Annotated in this window: 13 protein-coding genes; 6 read left to right on the top strand and 7 right to left on the bottom strand. The window is 44.5% G+C overall.

Annotated elements, in window-relative coordinates:
• Nucleotides 1-365 precede the first annotated feature (365 nt).
• Entirely contained in the window at nt 366-521 is a 156-nt protein-coding gene (locus tag QUA83_RS15965; RefSeq protein ID WP_333294166.1) for a DUF5678 domain-containing protein, read from the bottom strand.
• Nucleotides 522-706: 185 nt separating this feature from the next.
• On the opposite strand from QUA83_RS15965, the gene QUA83_RS15960 reads away from it, so the two are divergent.
• The gene (locus QUA83_RS15960) at nt 707-964 is read left to right on the top strand and encodes a hypothetical protein (protein ID WP_333294163.1); all 258 of its coding nucleotides are present in this window, start codon (nt 707-709) and stop codon (nt 962-964) included.
• A gap of 48 nt (nt 965-1,012) precedes the next feature.
• Nucleotides 1,013-2,008 (top strand): methyltransferase domain-containing protein, encoded by a 996-nt coding sequence (locus QUA83_RS15955; protein WP_333294161.1) that lies wholly within the window; start codon nt 1,013-1,015, stop codon nt 2,006-2,008.
• Nucleotides 2,009-2,022: 14 nt separating this feature from the next.
• Here QUA83_RS15955 and QUA83_RS15950 read toward each other — a convergent pair whose 3' ends face one another.
• The 5 genes from QUA83_RS15950 to nadD all read right to left on the bottom strand — a co-directional run bounded on the left by QUA83_RS15950 (nt 2,023) and on the right by nadD (nt 11,613).
• Nucleotides 2,023-7,935: an FkbM family methyltransferase gene (locus QUA83_RS15950; RefSeq protein WP_333294158.1), complete on the bottom strand. Its 5,913-nt coding sequence runs from the start codon at nt 7,933-7,935 to the stop codon at nt 2,023-2,025.
• A gap of 71 nt (nt 7,936-8,006) precedes the next feature.
• On the bottom strand, nt 8,007-8,288 hold the full coding sequence (locus QUA83_RS15945) for a DUF5678 domain-containing protein (RefSeq protein ID WP_333294155.1): 282 nt from the start codon (nt 8,286-8,288) through the stop codon (nt 8,007-8,009).
• A gap of 22 nt (nt 8,289-8,310) precedes the next feature.
• Nucleotides 8,311-9,264, bottom strand: a complete 954-nt coding sequence (locus QUA83_RS15940; RefSeq protein WP_333294153.1) for a GDP-mannose 4,6-dehydratase — start codon at nt 9,262-9,264, stop codon at nt 8,311-8,313.
• A 421-nt stretch (nt 9,265-9,685) separates the two neighbouring features.
• Nucleotides 9,686-10,705 (bottom strand): type I glyceraldehyde-3-phosphate dehydrogenase, encoded by a 1,020-nt coding sequence (locus QUA83_RS15935; protein WP_190656404.1) that lies wholly within the window; start codon nt 10,703-10,705, stop codon nt 9,686-9,688.
• A 191-nt stretch (nt 10,706-10,896) separates the two neighbouring features.
• Nucleotides 10,897-11,613 (bottom strand): nicotinate (nicotinamide) nucleotide adenylyltransferase, encoded by a 717-nt coding sequence (gene nadD, locus QUA83_RS15930; protein ID WP_333294151.1) that lies wholly within the window; start codon nt 11,611-11,613, stop codon nt 10,897-10,899.
• Nucleotides 11,614-12,575: 962 nt separating this feature from the next.
• Between nadD and murC the strand changes: the two genes are divergently transcribed.
• The 4 genes from murC to QUA83_RS15910 all read left to right on the top strand — a co-directional run bounded on the left by murC (nt 12,576) and on the right by QUA83_RS15910 (nt 16,381).
• Nucleotides 12,576-14,132: a UDP-N-acetylmuramate--L-alanine ligase gene (murC, locus tag QUA83_RS15925; RefSeq protein ID WP_333294149.1), complete on the top strand. Its 1,557-nt coding sequence runs from the start codon at nt 12,576-12,578 to the stop codon at nt 14,130-14,132.
• A 150-nt stretch (nt 14,133-14,282) separates the two neighbouring features.
• Nucleotides 14,283-15,239 carry a UDP-N-acetylmuramate dehydrogenase gene (gene murB, locus QUA83_RS15920; RefSeq protein WP_333294148.1) on the top strand — a complete coding sequence of 319 codons (957 nt, stop codon included), beginning with the start codon at nt 14,283-14,285 and terminating at the stop codon, nt 15,237-15,239.
• Between the two features lie 62 nt (nt 15,240-15,301).
• Nucleotides 15,302-15,652, top strand: coding sequence for a YbaB/EbfC family nucleoid-associated protein (locus QUA83_RS15915; RefSeq protein WP_006634273.1), 351 nt, complete (start codon nt 15,302-15,304; stop codon nt 15,650-15,652).
• A gap of 228 nt (nt 15,653-15,880) precedes the next feature.
• Nucleotides 15,881-16,381, top strand: a complete 501-nt coding sequence (locus tag QUA83_RS15910) for a low molecular weight protein-tyrosine-phosphatase (protein ID WP_333294146.1) — start codon at nt 15,881-15,883, stop codon at nt 16,379-16,381.
• A 1-nt stretch (nt 16,382) separates the two neighbouring features.
• On the opposite strand, the gene QUA83_RS15905 is transcribed toward QUA83_RS15910, so the two are convergent.
• Nucleotides 16,383-17,783: a hypothetical protein gene (locus QUA83_RS15905; protein WP_333294144.1), complete on the bottom strand. Its 1,401-nt coding sequence runs from the start codon at nt 17,781-17,783 to the stop codon at nt 16,383-16,385.
• Between the last annotated feature and the right edge of the window lie 49 nt (nt 17,784-17,832).

The following is a 17,832-nucleotide window of genomic DNA, read 5'->3' as shown; positions in this document are numbered from 1 at the left end:
GGCTGTGGCTGTGGTTTTGGTTCGTAGGTGGCTAATGTGGCGCTGAGTTTTTGGATTTTCTCCCATAGCTCTACTATCAAGGCTTCTTTTGCCTCGTTCGATAGTTGTTTTAAGTCGGGAAGTTTTTCCATTCCTTTATCTAATGTCTATCTCGTCTTCTTGTCAAGGGGGTTGAGCAATTACCTAAGTTCTGCACCGGAATCAACCAGAATTTTCACTGCTACCGTATGCTGAAATTTCAATAACAACTGGTATTTAGGTTGTCAATTGTAAGATTTTCATATTCTCATTCTGACTGGAGAAAATCTGACTGGAGCGACAAACTCGCTTTCAAATATCCCTTTAATTACATCATCTAAACCTGCTCAACTCGGCTCGGTCGCATCCTTCATCTTTCGAGCATCGCGCTCGTGACTAATCACCCCTTTTTTAGTATAAGCTATCCACTCACCCCGATATTTTTTTAACTCCGGTCGATGAGCTTTATACCAATCATTGGGTGTAGGATACTCGGGTTCCATAATTAAATCACTTTCTTGTATTTTAGAAAATCATCTATCGTTGGGTTAATGATATCTGTCGCTACAAAATTTTCTCAAACATAATTTACTTTTGTCGCTATCGGGCTTTTGTATCCCATTCTACTACATAGAGTAAGTTTTGCCCGATCGCCCCAATGAACTCCAAATGAACTCAAGCCGTTGCCTTGCCAAGGATATCAGACTTCAGCCCTCTGAGGATGTTCCCGCACGCACCAGGTATTATATATGGGCGAGCGCCCCCAAGCCCTAAGCGATCGAGCTTAACAATAGATATTACCCCAAAATCAACACAGGAAGACGATCGCACTCAAGCGAGCTACGAACACGGGCGATCGGGTAAACTAGAAAGGTCGATCGCAGCCTACGCTTGTACTGAGGAGTCAAATCCCAACAGATGTATGAGAGTAGAGAACTATAATTGACCGACAAAAAATCAACTTAAAGTCAATCAAATAGCAAAAGGATACTCAATGGCAGTAGTAGACCAAGACGAGAACTTGATACTGGCGATCGACCATTCGTGGTCTAATGACTGCGGACTCGGAATCCAAGGATGGATTGTAGGTAAAAAAGAAGGGGTTCTGGATGAAGTTGTAGTTAGCGCCGGCGATACCTTCGTGTCTATCTCCAGTTGGTATCCCCGCCCAGACGTAACCGCAGCCTACCCGCAATACAATAACAACCCCAACTGTGGCTTTATTGTCTACCTACCTAGGATTATAAAACATCAAGTTACTTTCCACGCAAAAGCGGAAGGTGCGACCTACAGCAAAGATGTAACCTTTGCCGGGTCGAAGCCTTCAGTATACGATTTCGCAGCCTTCACAAATGACGACGACGGTATTTTCCTTGATTTTATCAACCTGGTTAATAACAATAATCTCCGGGTTCTAGAAATTGGTTCCCGAATCGTAAGTCCCGGAACCAGCAGCAAAAGATCTTTATTTTCAGGTGCAGCATCCTACACGGGGTTTGACTACTACGCAGACGCTAACACAGATGTAGTTGGGGATGCTCACAAACTCTCTCAATACTTCAGCAGCCAGAAGTTTGATGCCATCTTTTCCACATCTGTGTTTGAACACTTAGCAATGCCTTGGGTAGTAGCAATGGAAATTAATAAGTTGCTAGCAGTAGGTGGAATAACATTCCACAGTACCCACTTTGCCTGGCCCCTTCACGAGAGACCTTGGGACTTCTGGCGCTTCTCTGACGAGGGTCTCAAAGTTTTATTTTCTCAGGCTTTAGGATTTGAAGTGATAAGAGCTGAACTTTACGTTCCTTTACGAATGCACTTAGACACCATGATACAAGGTCAAGAAACACTAACAACTCAGCCGGCCTTTGGAGGAGTTGCCATCCTTGCGAAAAAGGTAGCTGAAATTAATTCAGACAAATTTAGATGGGATGTAACGCTAACAGATATTTTGACATCAGAAAGCCATTACCCGAAGCCAAAAGCTTAACTTTTGGGATTGTCCTACTCTTCAACAACAGCCATAATTTCCCCTAATTTTTCCTGAGCCTCAGAAAAATTGGGGTTTAAATATATGGCACGACGATAACACACAATCGCCCGCTCCTGCTTCCTTTGCTCTAACAGGGTGTGGCCAAGGTTAAAGTAGTCTTCTGCCGTTGTTTTGGGTTCCGAAATCGCGGCCGCATAACAACACTCGACAGCTTCATCTGGCTTGCCAATTTGCGAAAAAACCCTAGCCAAGTTTCGGTAAACACCAGCGAAATTGGGTTGAATCGCGATCGCCTTTTGGTAACAGGCGATCGCCTCTTGCCACTGTTGCTGCTGTGCGTGAATAGTTCCCAGGTTGGCTAAAGCTTGAGCAAAATCAGGCTTAATTTCCAGAGCGCGAATGTACCAACTCTTTGCCTCATCCAGTTTACCCTGAGCTTGGAAGACATTCCCCAAAGTCTTGTAGGCAGGAGCAAATTTGGGTTGAATCTTTAATGCTTGCTCGCAAACTGCGATCGCATCTTCTAACTTTGCTTGAACTAAATACAACTCGGCCAGTTGATTTAACGGAGCAGCCGCACCCTCCATCTCTCGCAGTTGAGTCTGAGCTTCGATTAGCTGAGACTTGGTGTGTGCGAGTTCTTCCTGACTTTTGTGGTATTGAATCTGCCTAAGTTCAAGCTCTTCTTTGATGGCTTGTAGTTCGTCTTTAACTTGTTGCAGTTTAGCTGTAAATTGCTCAAATCCCCCTGAATTTTGGTGACGTTGGGTCTGAGATTGCGCCAATTCTTCGCGAGCCTCCTTTAACTGAGGCGCCACCTCTTCGCATTCTGCTATTTGAAGCAAAATTCCTGCATCTAGCTCTTCAATTTTTTCGTAGATGAATTCCCAAATTCCCGTATTCAACCAATAAAAACCATTAGCAAACAGCATCGAACTCGCAGGTGCTATTTGATTTTTTATTTCTGCTGCCTGAGTGGGTTTTGGCCCATGAAAATGGATTATTTGGGCTTCCGGAGTAAATTTCCAGTATGATTTCCAATTTAGCTGGATATCCAATCGATCCCACTTGTCTTTGAAAAATAAGTTATAAGCTCCTTGGTCATAAGCTAGCTGTAATATTTGATCCAAGTTTTTGTCAATAAAATCGTCAAATTCTTTCTGTGTTTTTTGAAGATTTTTGACATTCATGTATAAAACACCACTATTGAAATATTCCCAGTTGTTGGGATCGTTTTCGGGTGTTGCTGCCACATACTCGCAGGTTACACCCTGCAAATAGTCAACGACATCATGAAAAAACATGACATCACAGTCTGTATATAAAACATACTCATCCGGCATCTCATAAATCTCTACAATTTTGGGAATCTCAATTCTCAAAAATGCACCAAAAGCTACGGTCGCATAGCCAGGATATTGAGTTTGCAGTTTCTCGTAATGAGGTATTCTGTGATAGATAATCTTCACACCATTTTTTTGTAGCCAATCTGTCAATTCATTCTCTTCGCCGTCATAAATGCAATATGGTTCTAGCGAAGTATTTTGTTGAGCAGTATAAACTGCTACTTTAATCATTTGCGAATAAATTTCAAAACCAGGACTAGCTTGATTTATTGCAAAAAACCATTTCATCCGGTACTTTTGTTTCTGATTACCTAGAGGAAACTTATACTCAACTTCCTGCAATCGAACCAGTCCTAACTTGACGCGAGTTTCGTCGGCTAAAACTGCTTGGATTAGCACCTCAAATTCCGGCTGCTTTACTGCTATTTTCAGCCTAGCCTCGTAAGCGCTATTTGCTGCTACCGATAATTCTGGATAAGCGCTGACCACATCCGAGCGATACCCGTTAACTGGGATTGTAAGAACAGTTTCGTCATTATAAATAAACTCAACTGCCACAGCTCGATTGCTCTTACCCAACACCCAACCAGAGAACAAAATTTCATTGTTATCTACTTTACCGACAGTAGGCGAATCTAGATTAAATGCACGCAGCCATTCCAGAGCTTCAGGGTAAGCCGATGCAACATCCACAACAGCCAAGATTTTTCGTTTTAGGGGATTTAATTCCTGAATTTTCGGAATTTTTTGTAAGTCTACATCAAACTGCTGAAGCCGATAGTTACTCAGTTTTAGTTGTTGTTCAGTCTGATGGAGTTTAGATTCGGACAAAGCCAACTTCTTTTGAGTATCATCAAGCTCAGTCTGAAATTCCTCTAATTGTATTTGCATCTCGTAAAGCTTAGATTGCAAACGTGACTGTTCCGTTAAAATGGGAGCCATTGGAGATGGATAAATGATCTTATCAACTGCCTCCCTCAGTTTGGGGACAAAACGCTGTATCGTTAAATCTTCAACCTCATTGCGATCGCTCAAGTCAAACATCCAAGGTCTTGGATCGAGTGTATCTGCTTTACCTCGAAGCATTTTTTCTTGGCTTTCTTGCAAGGAGCGAGTAATATAGTGATTTATACGCAGTTTTTGCACTGAATTTACTGTAGACCAAGGCCCCACTATTGGTTCTTTATTTTCTGTGGTGGCAACTCGATCATTCAAGTATCTAAAATCGTGAGGTGAATCAGGGCCTATAGCTTCTACAGGACGCACTATTGACTTGATATGCTTGTTAATTTCCCAATCGTTTACGCCTCGTTTAGTAAAATTTTCTATTTGCAAACCCTCTGGTCTAGTTTTGTGACCAGAAGAGCCAAAAACCAGCCAATTAACTGCCACTGCTGGAGAATCATAGAATTCCTCTAACACCTCTTTGATGTCGTCCTTTTCAGTAGGAAATAGAAATTCATCCATATCAATAAAAGCTATCCACTCCGAGCCTTGCCTATAGGTTTCTAGACAATGTTCATAAGCTTTAATTTGTCCGGGTATCCACGGCCACTCGTGCCAAATAACTTCGCCTGATTCAAGGTAGGGTTGAACAATGTCAAAAGGGTTGTCCGTGCTGTTGTTATTGTATAAATAAAACCTTTCAACACCAACTATTTTATGAAATTCCAACCACTCAATCAAATAGGGAGCCTCATTTTTGAGAATCGCACACACACTCAGTGTGCACTTATTCCTGATATTGTATTGCTGCGGCTGAGGTGTGCGAGCCTGACTGGGATTTTCCCGCAGCAACGGCTCGCTATTCCAAGGATCGAATGGAATCAGTTTATTTTTTTGTAAATTCGGCCGTAAGAAAAATTTGCATCGTTCGTTCAGCATCGCGGCTGCAAACGAGAATGTGCTATTGGAAATTGCCAAAACATCGCATTGGCTCAAAATGTAAAAATCAGGATAAAAAGGCGCTTCTGGCATCTCAACACCCAAATCTTTGACTGTTATTGGGTTGTAATCAGCAAAATCCCCGACAACATTTTCGATTTCATCGCTAGCGATAAACAATACCGGTTTATCCAGAGTTCCCCACAAACCGTCCAACCATTCTCTGTACCATTCATTAGGAGCAATGGCTAGATAAGGAACAATATCTTGAGCCCAACTATAATCGCCGCGCCGCAAATGCAATCCTACAACTGTTTTACCTCTTTCTCGCAGACGGTCGACAGCTTCTTTCATCTTAGCTTCAACTTCTGACACGGGTTTGAAGAGCGAACAAAAATATTCTTTATGCTGAGCGTAATATTGAGTGTGAAACTGAAAATAGCCTATAAAATCAACGTTTTTGAATGGTTCAGGAGCATTAAGTATTGCTGATTCTGAAAGTTTATAGGGAGTTTCTTGCTCCACAACTTGAGGCAATGGATGAGCGATTGGCGGCTCATTGTGACCAAAAAGATATTGACCGGACCACGCTGGCAACTCAAGTCGCATCCCGTGTTCTTTGGCGTACATTTTCAAGAAAGCATAGTCAAATATCTGATTGCCAAATCGCGCGATCGCAAATGCTGCCATCGTAATCAGCGGTTTCTTGATGTAGAAAGCATCGCCCCAGTAGGGATGGTGGGTTATCGTCGCCACCCGCTGAAAGCCGTGCAGTTCCAGAAATTCGTCCAACTGGTCGATTAAAGCGCAACCTTCATACAGTTCCTCATAATTAACTTCTGTGTTAATTCCCGCCACATATTTCAACCAGTTAGTTGCTCCTTGCAAAGCCAACAGTTCAGCCCCTTGAATATCTATGTTTAAGATATTAAAGTCATAGGGATTGAGTTGCATTTCTTGCAGCAGCGTGTCAATAGTTTTTGAATCTACTGTAACTTGATGAGTTTCCTGAATGCTTGGATAAAGTTCTAGATGGCGCTTCAGTTGCAAAATAGAACTGCTTTGATCGATCGAAGTCACCCGCAAGTTTACCGTACCATTTTCATTGCTAACAGCACAGTTGACGGCTTGCACATTTGGCACCCCAGCAATATTAGCTTGCAACCGTTCAAACACAACCGGGTTAGCTTCCACAAACAGCACTTTTTGAACGCCCATTGCTTGATAAGTGCTGATTTCTGTACCCTCGTGAGCTCCAACGTGAATAACTCCGTGTGGCACAATCCCATATTGACTGAAAATTTGTTGCAAGTCGAGCATTCGCAGGGGTTCACCGAGAACATTTTGGCGGAATCGCTCATTTACAGCCAAGAAATTACTGAACTCAAAATTTTCATCCTCTGGCAAAAAGGTGGGTTTGTACTCTAATCTATCTGGGAGAATCTTAAAAATTGAATATCGGAATTTTTGCAAATACTCAAATGCTTCTTTCAAGCTCGTTTTAGCATCTAGATAAGTTCCTCCATATTCAAATTGCAGATAATCTATTCTGCCTGTTTCTAGAAAATATTTTGCTCCATAAAGAACTTCTAATTCGCCACCTTCAACATCTATTTTGAGAAAATTAATTCTCTTAATGCCGTGGCGCTGACAGTAATTATCGATATTAGTGGTCAAAACAGTAATTTCTTTGGGTGTATTGAGCAACCCTTGTTTTTCCACATCAACTCTGCGGTAAAAGCTACTCAATAGTGGATTGGCTTCGTAATAATAAAATGTCTTAACTTCTTCCTTCTGCCCTACAGCTACATTGTTGGAAATTATTTGTTTATCCAGGTTCTGAATCAGCTTTTTGTATACATGAGGAATTGGTTCAAACAGGTGAAGTTCTACGTCATGTCCTTGGCTCAACACTTCCGCTGTCCAATCCCCAGCATTAGCACCTACATCAAAAACCACATTACCTGCATTAATAAATCTAGCGACAACTTGTCTTTCACCACTATCTTGAAAGCTGCTATTTGTTATTTTTTCTGTTTCTTTCTTCTCTTCGGGATGCTTGGGCAAAGCAGTAGCTACCCGGAACTCACCTGTTCGCGAAAACTCTTCCCATGCCTTAGTATTAGCATCTTGACAAAACTGAGCTACCACCGATTTTGCTCGTTCAGGCACGGAAACTATGGCATCTTCAAAAATAACGATATATCTGCTTGTTTTCGCCGATAGTGTAGCGATTACTTCATTAAGGCTCGGCCACTGTTCTATACGGTGAGGACTTGGTGGGGGAGACAAAAACAATCGGGCATCGTCTATCAGGATAAAATGTTCGCATTCAGAATTATTGATTATTTGCAATTCTTCAAGCAGCGGACATTCATCATTTTCTCCAGCAGTGCCGCCGCCCATCCAATGAGCATCTAACCAGAATAGAGCAGGCTCCTTGAGTTGAGGGACAACTAATTTAAGCTGCTCTTTTGTATGACCCCACAAAAATTCTATATTTTTTACATGGCTGTAAGCACTGGATGTAGATTCATATATGTGCTTAGCAAATTCTATTGTGAATACCTTTTGAAAATGCTCTGCCGCCCACACAGATGTGCTGCCTTGAAAAGTCCCCGTCTCTACAAATGTTGGCAAATTATATTCATTTTTCAACACCAACATTAGCTGTTTGCAATCTCCCAAACCCATCTCAATTACTCCTATACATTTTTTTTCAAGACATAACTACAGTCTCTCTCAACCGGTGGTTTTTGCAGTGTTTAGATATCAACATATCTTGGCTGCACATCGTGAGATTTAAAATACCTCATCCTGACAGGATAAAACCTGACTGATTCAACAAATTCGATTTCAACTATGCGACCGATTACATAACTCAATTTAGGTGTATCAGCCGGAATTTCGTTCTTCATCTTTCGATAATCGTGATCGCAACTAATCACCCCTCGGTTAGTATAAGCGATCCACTGACCCCGATATTTCTTCAACTCTCGGCGGTTGGCTTTATACCACTCCTTAGCTGTTGCATATTCTGCATCCATATTTTCACCCCATAATTTTCCCTCAAATCATCCTCGCTTCCACCATCATCCGCACCACATCCGGCATCTTATACTTCGCCTCCCACCCTAACTTTTGCTTCGCCTTACCCGGATTTCCCCTCCCAACTGCAATCTCCGTCGGTCTGTAGAGACTCGCATCCGTTACCAAATGTTCCTGCCAATCCAAACCCGCAGCAACAAACGCTGTCTGCACAAACTCCTCCAAAGGATAACTTACACCCGTGGCAATTACATAATCGTCCGGTTCTTCCTGCTGCAACATCAAATACATCGCCTCCACATATTCCGGCGCCCAACCCCAGTCCCGCTGCACTGAAATATTACCTAAATGCAGTTTTTCGGAACTACCCGCAGCAATTCGGCACACAACAGATACAATTTTTTGGGTGACGAACCTCTCCGGCCGCAGAGGCGACTCGTGATTGAACAGAATACCAGAACACGCAAACAAATTGTACGCTTCCCGATAATTGGCTACTTCCCAAAATGCGGTTGCTTTCGCTACTGCGTAAGGACTTCTTGGGCGAAAAGGCGTATTTTCATCCGCTGCACTGCCTCCGGTATCCCCAAAACATTCGCTGGAACTGGCATTGTAAAGTTTAATTTGGCTGCCTGTAAACCGAATTGCTTCTAAGAGATTCAATGTGCCGGTGGCAATGCTTTCGAGGGTTTCTACGGGCTGTTCAAAAGACAGACCGACGGAACTTTGACCTGCTAGATTGTACACCTCATCTGGATCTATTTTAGCAAGCACTTGCAAAACGCTGCGAAAATCGTTGAGAGACATGGATTCTAGTTTTACTCTGTCTCGGATGCCCAAACGGGCCAGGTTTCCGAAACTAGACATTTGGGCGTCCCTGGAGGTGCCGCAAACTTCATAACCTCGATCGAGCAACAGTTTAGCTAAATAAGCTCCGTCTTGACCTGATACACCACAAATTAACGCTTTTTTCATATCAGATTTTTTTTCACAACTACACCGTAGGTGTTGCTATTTTTCAAACTTTTTAACTTTAATAGTCGGAATTTTTATTATTTTTAGTATTTTGGATTTTCCTAGGATTTACCAGAGCAAGTTTAAGCGCTTACTAAAAACAAACAACAAATTTATCATCAAGCAGACCCGATCGCCCGATCGAAGTATGATTGCAAAAAGTTCGATCGATAGCTGGGAGTAGCAGCATAAGCATATAGTAGGGACACGGGACTGCCATGTCCCTACGATATTTCATCTTCTACTCGCCAACTATCGACTGCCAAAAGTCTCTACCGCTCGAAAACAGAAATAAAAAGTCAGCTAGAAATCGACTCAAAAGTACAAAATATCAGGATTTTTTACCTTCTGCCGAATGACTAATGCCTTCTGCCTTCGGATACTAGGCTTCCCACCTTTCGGCGACTAATTCAGCCAAGTCAACCACTCGCTGACTGTAGCCCCACTCATTGTCGTACCAAGCCAACAGTTTCACCATGTCGCCATCCATCACCAGCGTTAAGCTGGAATCCAGAATCGAAGAAGCATCACTTCCGCGATAGTCGCATGAAACTAAAGGCAAATCGTTGTACTCCAAAATCCCTTTCATGGAGCCAGAGGCTGCTTCTTTGAAAACTTGATTTACCTGCTCGGTAAAAGTCTTTTTCTCTACCTGAGCCACAAAATCAACTACCGACACATTGGGAGTCGGCACGCGCATGGCGATACCGTTTAACTTGCCCTTCAATTCCGGAATCACCAAAGCCACAGCTTGGGCTGCACCGGTAGAAGTCGGCACAATATTCATTGCTGCCGCCCGGGCCCGCCGCAAATCGCGGTGGCTGGCATCCAGCAAGCGCTGGTCGCCAGTATAGCTGTGAGTAGTGGTCATCATGCCTTTGACGATGCCAAAATTTTCGTGCAGCACTTTCAGTACAGGAGCCAGACAGTTGGTAGTACAGCTAGCATTGCTGATGACTGTGTAGTCACTGTGTTTGTAGTTGTGGTGGTTGACTCCCATCACATAAGTGCCAACTTCAGAACCCTTGCCGGGAGCGGTAATTAGCACTTTTTTAGCGCCGGCAGTGATATGCTTCGATGCACCAGCTTGGTCAACGAAGACACCGGTCGATTCAATAATCAGATCAATACCCCAATCTTTCCAAGGCAAGTTTAGCGGGTTGCGATCGCTCACGCATTTAACTGTCTTCCCATTTAGGGTAATGGAATTTTCATCCGCACTGATGTCCACATTCTTCAACGTTCCCATCATGGAATCGTATCTGAGCAAGTGAGCATTACTTCTGGGATCGGAAGTGTCATTAATAGCTACCAACTCTAGCTGGCTGTTTTCTCTGCCCAGCCAGCAGCGCGCAAAACTGCGCCCGATACGTCCAAAACCATTGATCGCGACTCGAATCACTTTAGTACCTCCTAACGATGGCAGCCCTTAGCTTAGGCTTAAATTTTGGAAAAATTTAAGAATTGACTTATGAGACAAGATCATATCGCAAAGGTCGATCCTTTCTAACTTTTTGTGTCGATCAAAAAAGCTTGAACTTTTCTAGAAGGCTGAAATTGCAAGGCAGAAGGCATTAGGCTTTCTGCCGCTGGTTACTGGTAAAGCTGATGGGCTGCAATATAAGTCCCGACAACTTCCGGGACTAAGTAGCGGAGGTCGATTCTTTCGGCGCAACAGCGACGGATGTGGCTCGACGAAATTTCGATCGCCGCCATCGAAAGCACCTCCCAGCGAATTTCCACGTCCAAAAGAGCCATTTGTTCGGCAACTCGCCGGCCCACAGCATTTGCCTGAACCTGCATCCTGTCCCCCGTGGAAGCGAGGGGTTTTCCACCCGGACAATCTCCCCACTCGGACAGTCCCCCACTCTCCCCGCTTTCTGCTGTCTCTCGATCTCCCTGAGTCGGACGTGGGGCCACCAACCAGTCGCACAACCCGGCAATTTCGCCGCACCGGTGCCATTTGGGGAGAGTAAGGAGTGCGTCACTACCAATAATCCAGTACCAGCGATGATCGCCTGGATACAATTTTTGCAAATGCAGCAGGGTGTCGATCGCAAAACAACTGCCTCTGGGATTAGCCTCCGGGGGCGCAATTACGAAGTCGGGGCGATCGCCGATCGCCAAAGCAAGCATTTCCCGCCGCTGCTCAAAACTTGCCAAATCCGGGCGCCCCTTGTGAGGAGGAGAGCGATCCGGTACCCAAATGACTCGATCGAGAGCAAATTGACTCGCAGCCGTCTCGGCTACCAACACGTGACCCCAGTGAACCGGGTCAAAAGTCCCCCCAAAAATCGCTATTTTCCCCATATTTCCCCACAATCAGGATTAATACAGACATCGCGCCAATTTTATGTTTATACACTTTTAACCATAAGCTCGTTTATTAGAAAACCCTCGCTTCACATCGGTGATCAACCCCTGGACGACCCTAGTTTCGACGATCGTCCTGGACGCTGAAACCGGTTTTTTCAACCCCCTTAATTCGTTCAAACCTTCAATAAGACTTAAAAAACCCGGTTCTGAGGGTCGGAGTGGGTGCGGGACTGGTTGATTAACCTTGCCAATATTAATCCCAACTTGTTTTGAGTGCGCGATCGACCGCCTGAGCATTAGTTTGTTGGCGGTCTAAAAAGTTTTGACGGTAGATATACTTATCGCAGTGGTAAAAAGTTTAAGGGCTGCCAAGAGCGTCGATCGGCTTCTCGATCAAAACCAGGATTTGGTTTGATCTATGGCTTTGCGACTATTTCGACTAACTGCATAACTTGTATATATACAATAAAGCAAGAATATATACTATAGCTGCGATCGTCTCAATCTCTCATTTTCAAGACAAAATGACCGTACGAGTAGATAAATGACTATAAAAGGAGCGAAATTTTGTTGTTCGTGGTAGTGTTTGTAAATCCTTATGGGTTTTACCCTCAATCTTGGTAGAAAGGTTGTGGGGCTTTTGCTGCCGTATCCCAGCACAGCAGGCGGATCGAAATAGAAAGAATGCAGGAGTATGCAACCACCCAAAATTAGTCTATTGACCCCAACCCCAGACCCCGTTTTCTGTTACCTGCAATTTTCGAGCTGTGACTGTTCCGGAAAACTACTCGGTACTAAGTCATATAGGATACAAGACAAACATCTCTACAAGTCCCTCAAATCTAGGGACGCGCAGAGAATTTTGTACAAAATCTCTAGCGAACTGTATCCTGAAAAAACAATTCTTGATATGATATCGCGTGTTATTGGCGTGGTGTGGTGTGTGAGGAGCAAAGATGCCGAGTTCTGTTGATTTTAGCGGTAGACCATTTCATTTCATCGGCATTGGTGGGATTGGGATGTCAGCCCTTGCCTACATTCTAGCTAAACGCAAGTTGCCTGTGTACGGCTCCGACATTAAATCGAGTCACATAACCGAGCGCTTGCAAGGAATAGGAGCTCATATTTTTTGGAGTCAAGACGCCAGCAATTTTGAATTATTTCAAAAGGCCCTTAACGGTAGCAGTCCCGACTGCGGGCAACAGGAAAGGGCAGTATCCTCGATAGTCGCGGGTACGGTAGGGACTTCTGTCGCGACAGCCGAAGCTCTCCAATTGAACGGCAACGGTTCAAGCGCCCAAGCAATTCCGGGATTGCCTCAAGTAGTATGTTCGACGGCTATTCACCCAGCCAATGCCGAATATCGAGCTGCTTTAGATTTGGGCTGTCCGATTTTTCATCGATCAGATGTGTTGGCAGCGTTAATTCAAGATTACCAAAGCATAGCCGTAGCCGGGACTCACGGCAAAACTACTACTAGCAGCTTAATCGGCTTCATGCTGATGGCTGCAGGTCTAGACCCGACCATCGTAGTAGGAGGCGAGGTAAATGCTTGGGAAGGCAATGCCCGTTTGGGAGAAGGCCCCTACTTAGTTGCCGAGGCTGATGAATCCGACGGTTCTCTCGTTAAGCTGGTAGCCAAAATTGGCATAGTGACGAATGTGGAACTGGATCATCCAGACCATTACGATACCCTTGACCAGGTAATAGACACTTTTAAGGTGTTTGGCCAAAACTGTCAAACATTGGTGGGCTGCATTGACGACCAAATCGTCAAAGACTGCCTTCAGCCTGATGTCAGTTATAGCTTGCAGCCGGATAGCGGTGCTGACTACACGGCTTCGGGCGTGGAGTACGGGGCAGAAAGCACCAAGGCTCGGATTTGGGAGCGAGGATCTTTCCTAGGGGAAATGGAGTTGAAGTTGCTAGGCACACACAATCTCAGCAATGCACTAGCTGCAGTAGCAGTGGGCCGATTGTTGGGGTTAGAGTTTTCGGCGATTGCCAAAGCGATTGCTGGCTTTGAAGGAGCTCGCCGCCGTTTTGAGGTGCGGGGTTTTCACAATGACATCCTGTTTGTGGACGACTACGCTCACCATCCTAGCGAAATTCGTGTCACCTTGGCGGCGGCTCGCTTGCGTATCGAAGGTAGCGAAAAAAATCCCAAATCCCGAAGAGTGGTTGCAATTTTTCAACCCCACCGTTACAGCCGGACTCTGACATTTTTGCCAGAATTTGCTCAATCTTTTGGGGATGCTGATTTGGTTGTGGCTTGTGATATTTATAGTGCTGGGGAACCGAATTTAGGAGAGATTAGTGGGCAGCAAGTTGCTGATTTGATTGCTAAAGAAGGCCGAGAGGTTGAGTTTGCGCCTTCCCTGGAGTCAGTCACTAAGTTTTTAACCAAAAATCTGCAACCGGGGGATTTGGCTCTGTTTTTGGGCGCTGGTAATCTGAATCAGGTTATTCCAGAGGTTATGGCTTTTTATCAACAAGCCGATCGCCCCGATTAGCTCGCGAACTGAGTAGAGTTGATCGACATTATGGCATGGCACTTTGTGCCGAAACTTCTGTCGGACGGCTCGCTCAAAGGGGCGACATAAGTTAGCTAAATGGATTTTCAACCACGTCTTCGAGCGAAGGTATTTTTAAGGATTTTCAAGATGGTGACTATCTCGAATGACTCCTCTGTTAAGGACTATCGGCGAGTGTATTCTCCTATTTCTTTGCGGGGAACTGATTGCAAGATTAATTCCCAAGTTTCGCTGGCGGGCCTGACTTCCTTCCGAGTCGGTGGCCCGGCCGAGTGGTACGTTGCTCCCCGCAGTATGGAGGCTTTGCAAGCGAGTTTTGCCTGGGCACACGATGAAGGGATGCCGGTGACTCTGCTGGGTGCAGGTTCTAATTTGTTGGTGAGCGATCGGGGTTTGTCCGGTTTGGTCGTCGGCACTCGCTACCTGAAACAGGTGAATTTTAATCCAGAAACAGGTCAAGTTACAGCGGGGGCGGGGGAGTCAATTCCCCGCCTCGCTTGGTTGGCGGCTAAACGGGGCTGGAAAGGTCTAGAATGGGCCGTCGGCATACCAGGTACGGTGGGAGGGGCTGTGGTGATGAATGCAGGCGCTCACAGAGGCTGTACTGCTGATATTCTAGTCAATGCTCGCGTCCTATCCCCTGGTGGTAAGGTGGAAATTCTGACTCCCCAAGAGTTGGAGTACCGCTACCGGACTTCGGTGCTGCAAGGGGGCGATCGGCTAGTAACAGAAGCGACTTTCCAGTTACAGCCGGGATTCGACCGATCGCAAGTAATGGCAGAAACTAATGACCATTTCAGCCAGCGGCGGACAACTCAACCTTACCACTTACCGAGCTGTGGCTCAGTCTTCCGTAACCCTGGCCCCAAGACGGCAGGGTGGTTCATCGAACAAGCGGGACTGAAGGGATATCAGATCGGCGGTGCACAAGTAGCTCAGCGCCATGCTAATTTTATTCTTAACTGCGGGTCGGCAACGGCCAATGATATTTTTCAAGTGATCCGCCACGTTCAACAGCAAGTCGAGCAGCGGTGGTCGCTGTTGTTGGAGCCAGAAGTTAGAATACTGGGAGAGTTTCCCTTCTAAGGCATCATTGAAGTAATACGGAAACGGCAGACTGCCAGCCCACACACCATCACAAAGTAGTTATGACAAAATCAGGACAAGGATTTGGCTTCGGCCTGGGAAAAATGAAAGAACTGACTGAAGCTTTCAAAAAAGCTCAGCAGGTTCAAGAAGGAGCTAAAAAGCTCCAAGAAGAGTTGGATGTCATGGAAATTGAGGGAACTGCCGGCGGTGGCTTGGTCAAGGTTTTTCTCAGCGGCAACCAAGAACCCCGCCGCGTGGAAATCTCACCGGATGCCCTCGGTGAAGGTGCTGATGTAGTTTCTGAACTCGTCACGGTGGCGATGCAGGATGCTTACGCTAAGTCTACGATGACGATGCGGGAGAAAATGGAAGAACTCACCGGTGGACTAAATCTCCCCGGTTTCGGTTAGTCATTAGTCATCAGTCAATTGTTGACTGTTGACTGTTGACTGTTGACTGATTAAACTTTCTGGAAAACCGCTATAGTAAGGTGCGTCGCTGCTCCATGTTCGATGGAACTTGCAGATAGACTCTGAAAGCGACGCACCCTACAAATTAGCACTGTTGACTGTTGACTGACTAATAACTAATAACTAATAACTAATAACTACTAACTACTAACTACTAACTACTAACTAATGACTAAATTATTGTTTGTCTGCCTCGGAAATATCTGCCGATCGCCCTCAGCAGAAAATATTATGAATCACTTAATTGAACAAGCTGGTTTGAGCGATCGCATCACCTGCGATTCGGCTGGAACTGCTAGCTATCACATTGGCAGCCCCCCTGACAGGCGGATGGCATTGGCGGCGAGGAAGCGAGACATTGAATTGCTAGGCGAAGCCCGCCAATTTTCCAAAAACGATTTTGAAAAGTTTGATTTGATTCTGGCCATGGATCGAGAAAATTATCGCAACATTCTTGCCCTGGATGCGGCTGGAAAGTATAAAGATAAAGTGCGACTGATGTGCGATTTTTGCCAGAAATACGACCTTAAAGAAGTGCCAGATCCTTACTACGGTGGCCCGGAGGGATTTGATCGAGTAATTGATTTGCTGCTGGATGCTTCCGAAGGTTTGTTGGAGTACGTAGTCAGTCAGGAAAAATTAACTGTTGGCGGTCAGCAATCAATTTAAATTAAAAAAGTGCCTTTTTTCGCCCGAATATTAGCAATGCTGTAGGGGGGAAAACGCTAACAAAACTCGTAACTAGGGATATCACAGTTGTTCCCGATCCCGCTCCCAAAATGATACTGGGTGACAAAGAAAAAGTTAAACTTGTCAATACAAAATGGGGAGAATTGATACTCAAAGCAGCAAGTGGCAACAAAATAGATGGATACCAAGGCATTAGCCAAGGTGTAGCAAACAAAAACAAAGTCAGAGTCGTCCATCCAATATCTGATACCAAATTAATTTCCGAATCTTTTTTGCGGAAGAATGTTTTAATTAACCTGACTGCATAGTAAACAATCCAGCTTAAATACGCAAAATATTTGAGGAATGATAGAATACTTTCCCTAGTTTCAACACTTACATTGGGCACAAAATTCAGAAATAAATTGACTGCATGGTGAAAAGATCGAGCGGTCGCCCCGGCGGTTCCTGGATTTAAAAGACTTCTCCAAGCTGAAACTGTTGGCAGAAATGTATAAGTTATCACGGCGATAATTAATAAAGAAAGCAAGATTGATGCTGCTAAATCTTTCCAGCGACGCTGCTTGCAGAGGAAAGCAAAAACTAAGGGTAGCCAAATTATAGGTAAGGTTTTTATTAAAAAACCTACCCAAATTGCAAAAATTGCCAAAACATAACGTTGGTAATAAATACATCCTATTAAAACGATCAATGTATTGGCAAGAAGAACGTCAAGGTGAGCATTAGCTATTTGCTCGTTCAAGAGCATGGGATTGACTAAATAGGCCAGTGTTATGAGGTTAAGGTTTTCAGCATTCGTTAGCAACCGCCAAATTAAGTAGGCATTGAGCGTGTGTACCAACACGCAGATGATTTTAAAAATATAAACGGCTAGTAAAGGGCTAATTGGTACAGCAAGTGCTGATAGGGCAAAAAAGAATAAAGAAACTGGGCCGTAGGTAGAAGTTTGCCCCCAGTGGAGGAAGGGAGATATGTTAGAAATTAAGGTATCCGGATTATTCAGATAAGGATTAATTTTTTGTAAGCTCATCGCTCCGTAATGCAAGTACATATAAATGTCACTGCTTTGGGGATAAGCTATGAGCGCAAGTCCCAGAAAGGGGATTGCATACTTGCAAATGTCTAGAAAGCTGGAACTCGTCTGTTTTTTTTGAATTAACCAGATAATATATGTAACTGTTGCTATCAAGTAGGAACCGTTAATTAGAACTCGGATGAGGCTGAAACCGCTGGTAGGGAAATCGTTATAGTTGTCTCCACCCTGTAAAACGCTGTAATACTTGGTGATTCCCATGAAGGTCATGGCCATACAGAAAATTATAGAAGCTGCTAATGCTGCTGCATATAGAATTTTCTGATTTTTTAAGTAATTGCTGACCATGATGTTATTTATTGCGTGTGGTAAGTGCAGGTAATTTTCTTCCCCAGAG

It is taken from the genome of Microcoleus sp. K1-B1 (assembly GCF_036704705.1).
Taxonomy (GTDB): Bacteria; Cyanobacteriota; Cyanobacteriia; order Cyanobacteriales; family Microcoleaceae; genus Microcoleus.
Note: the sequence above shows the minus strand (reverse complement) of the source record. Positions and strands in the feature narration are given on the sequence as shown.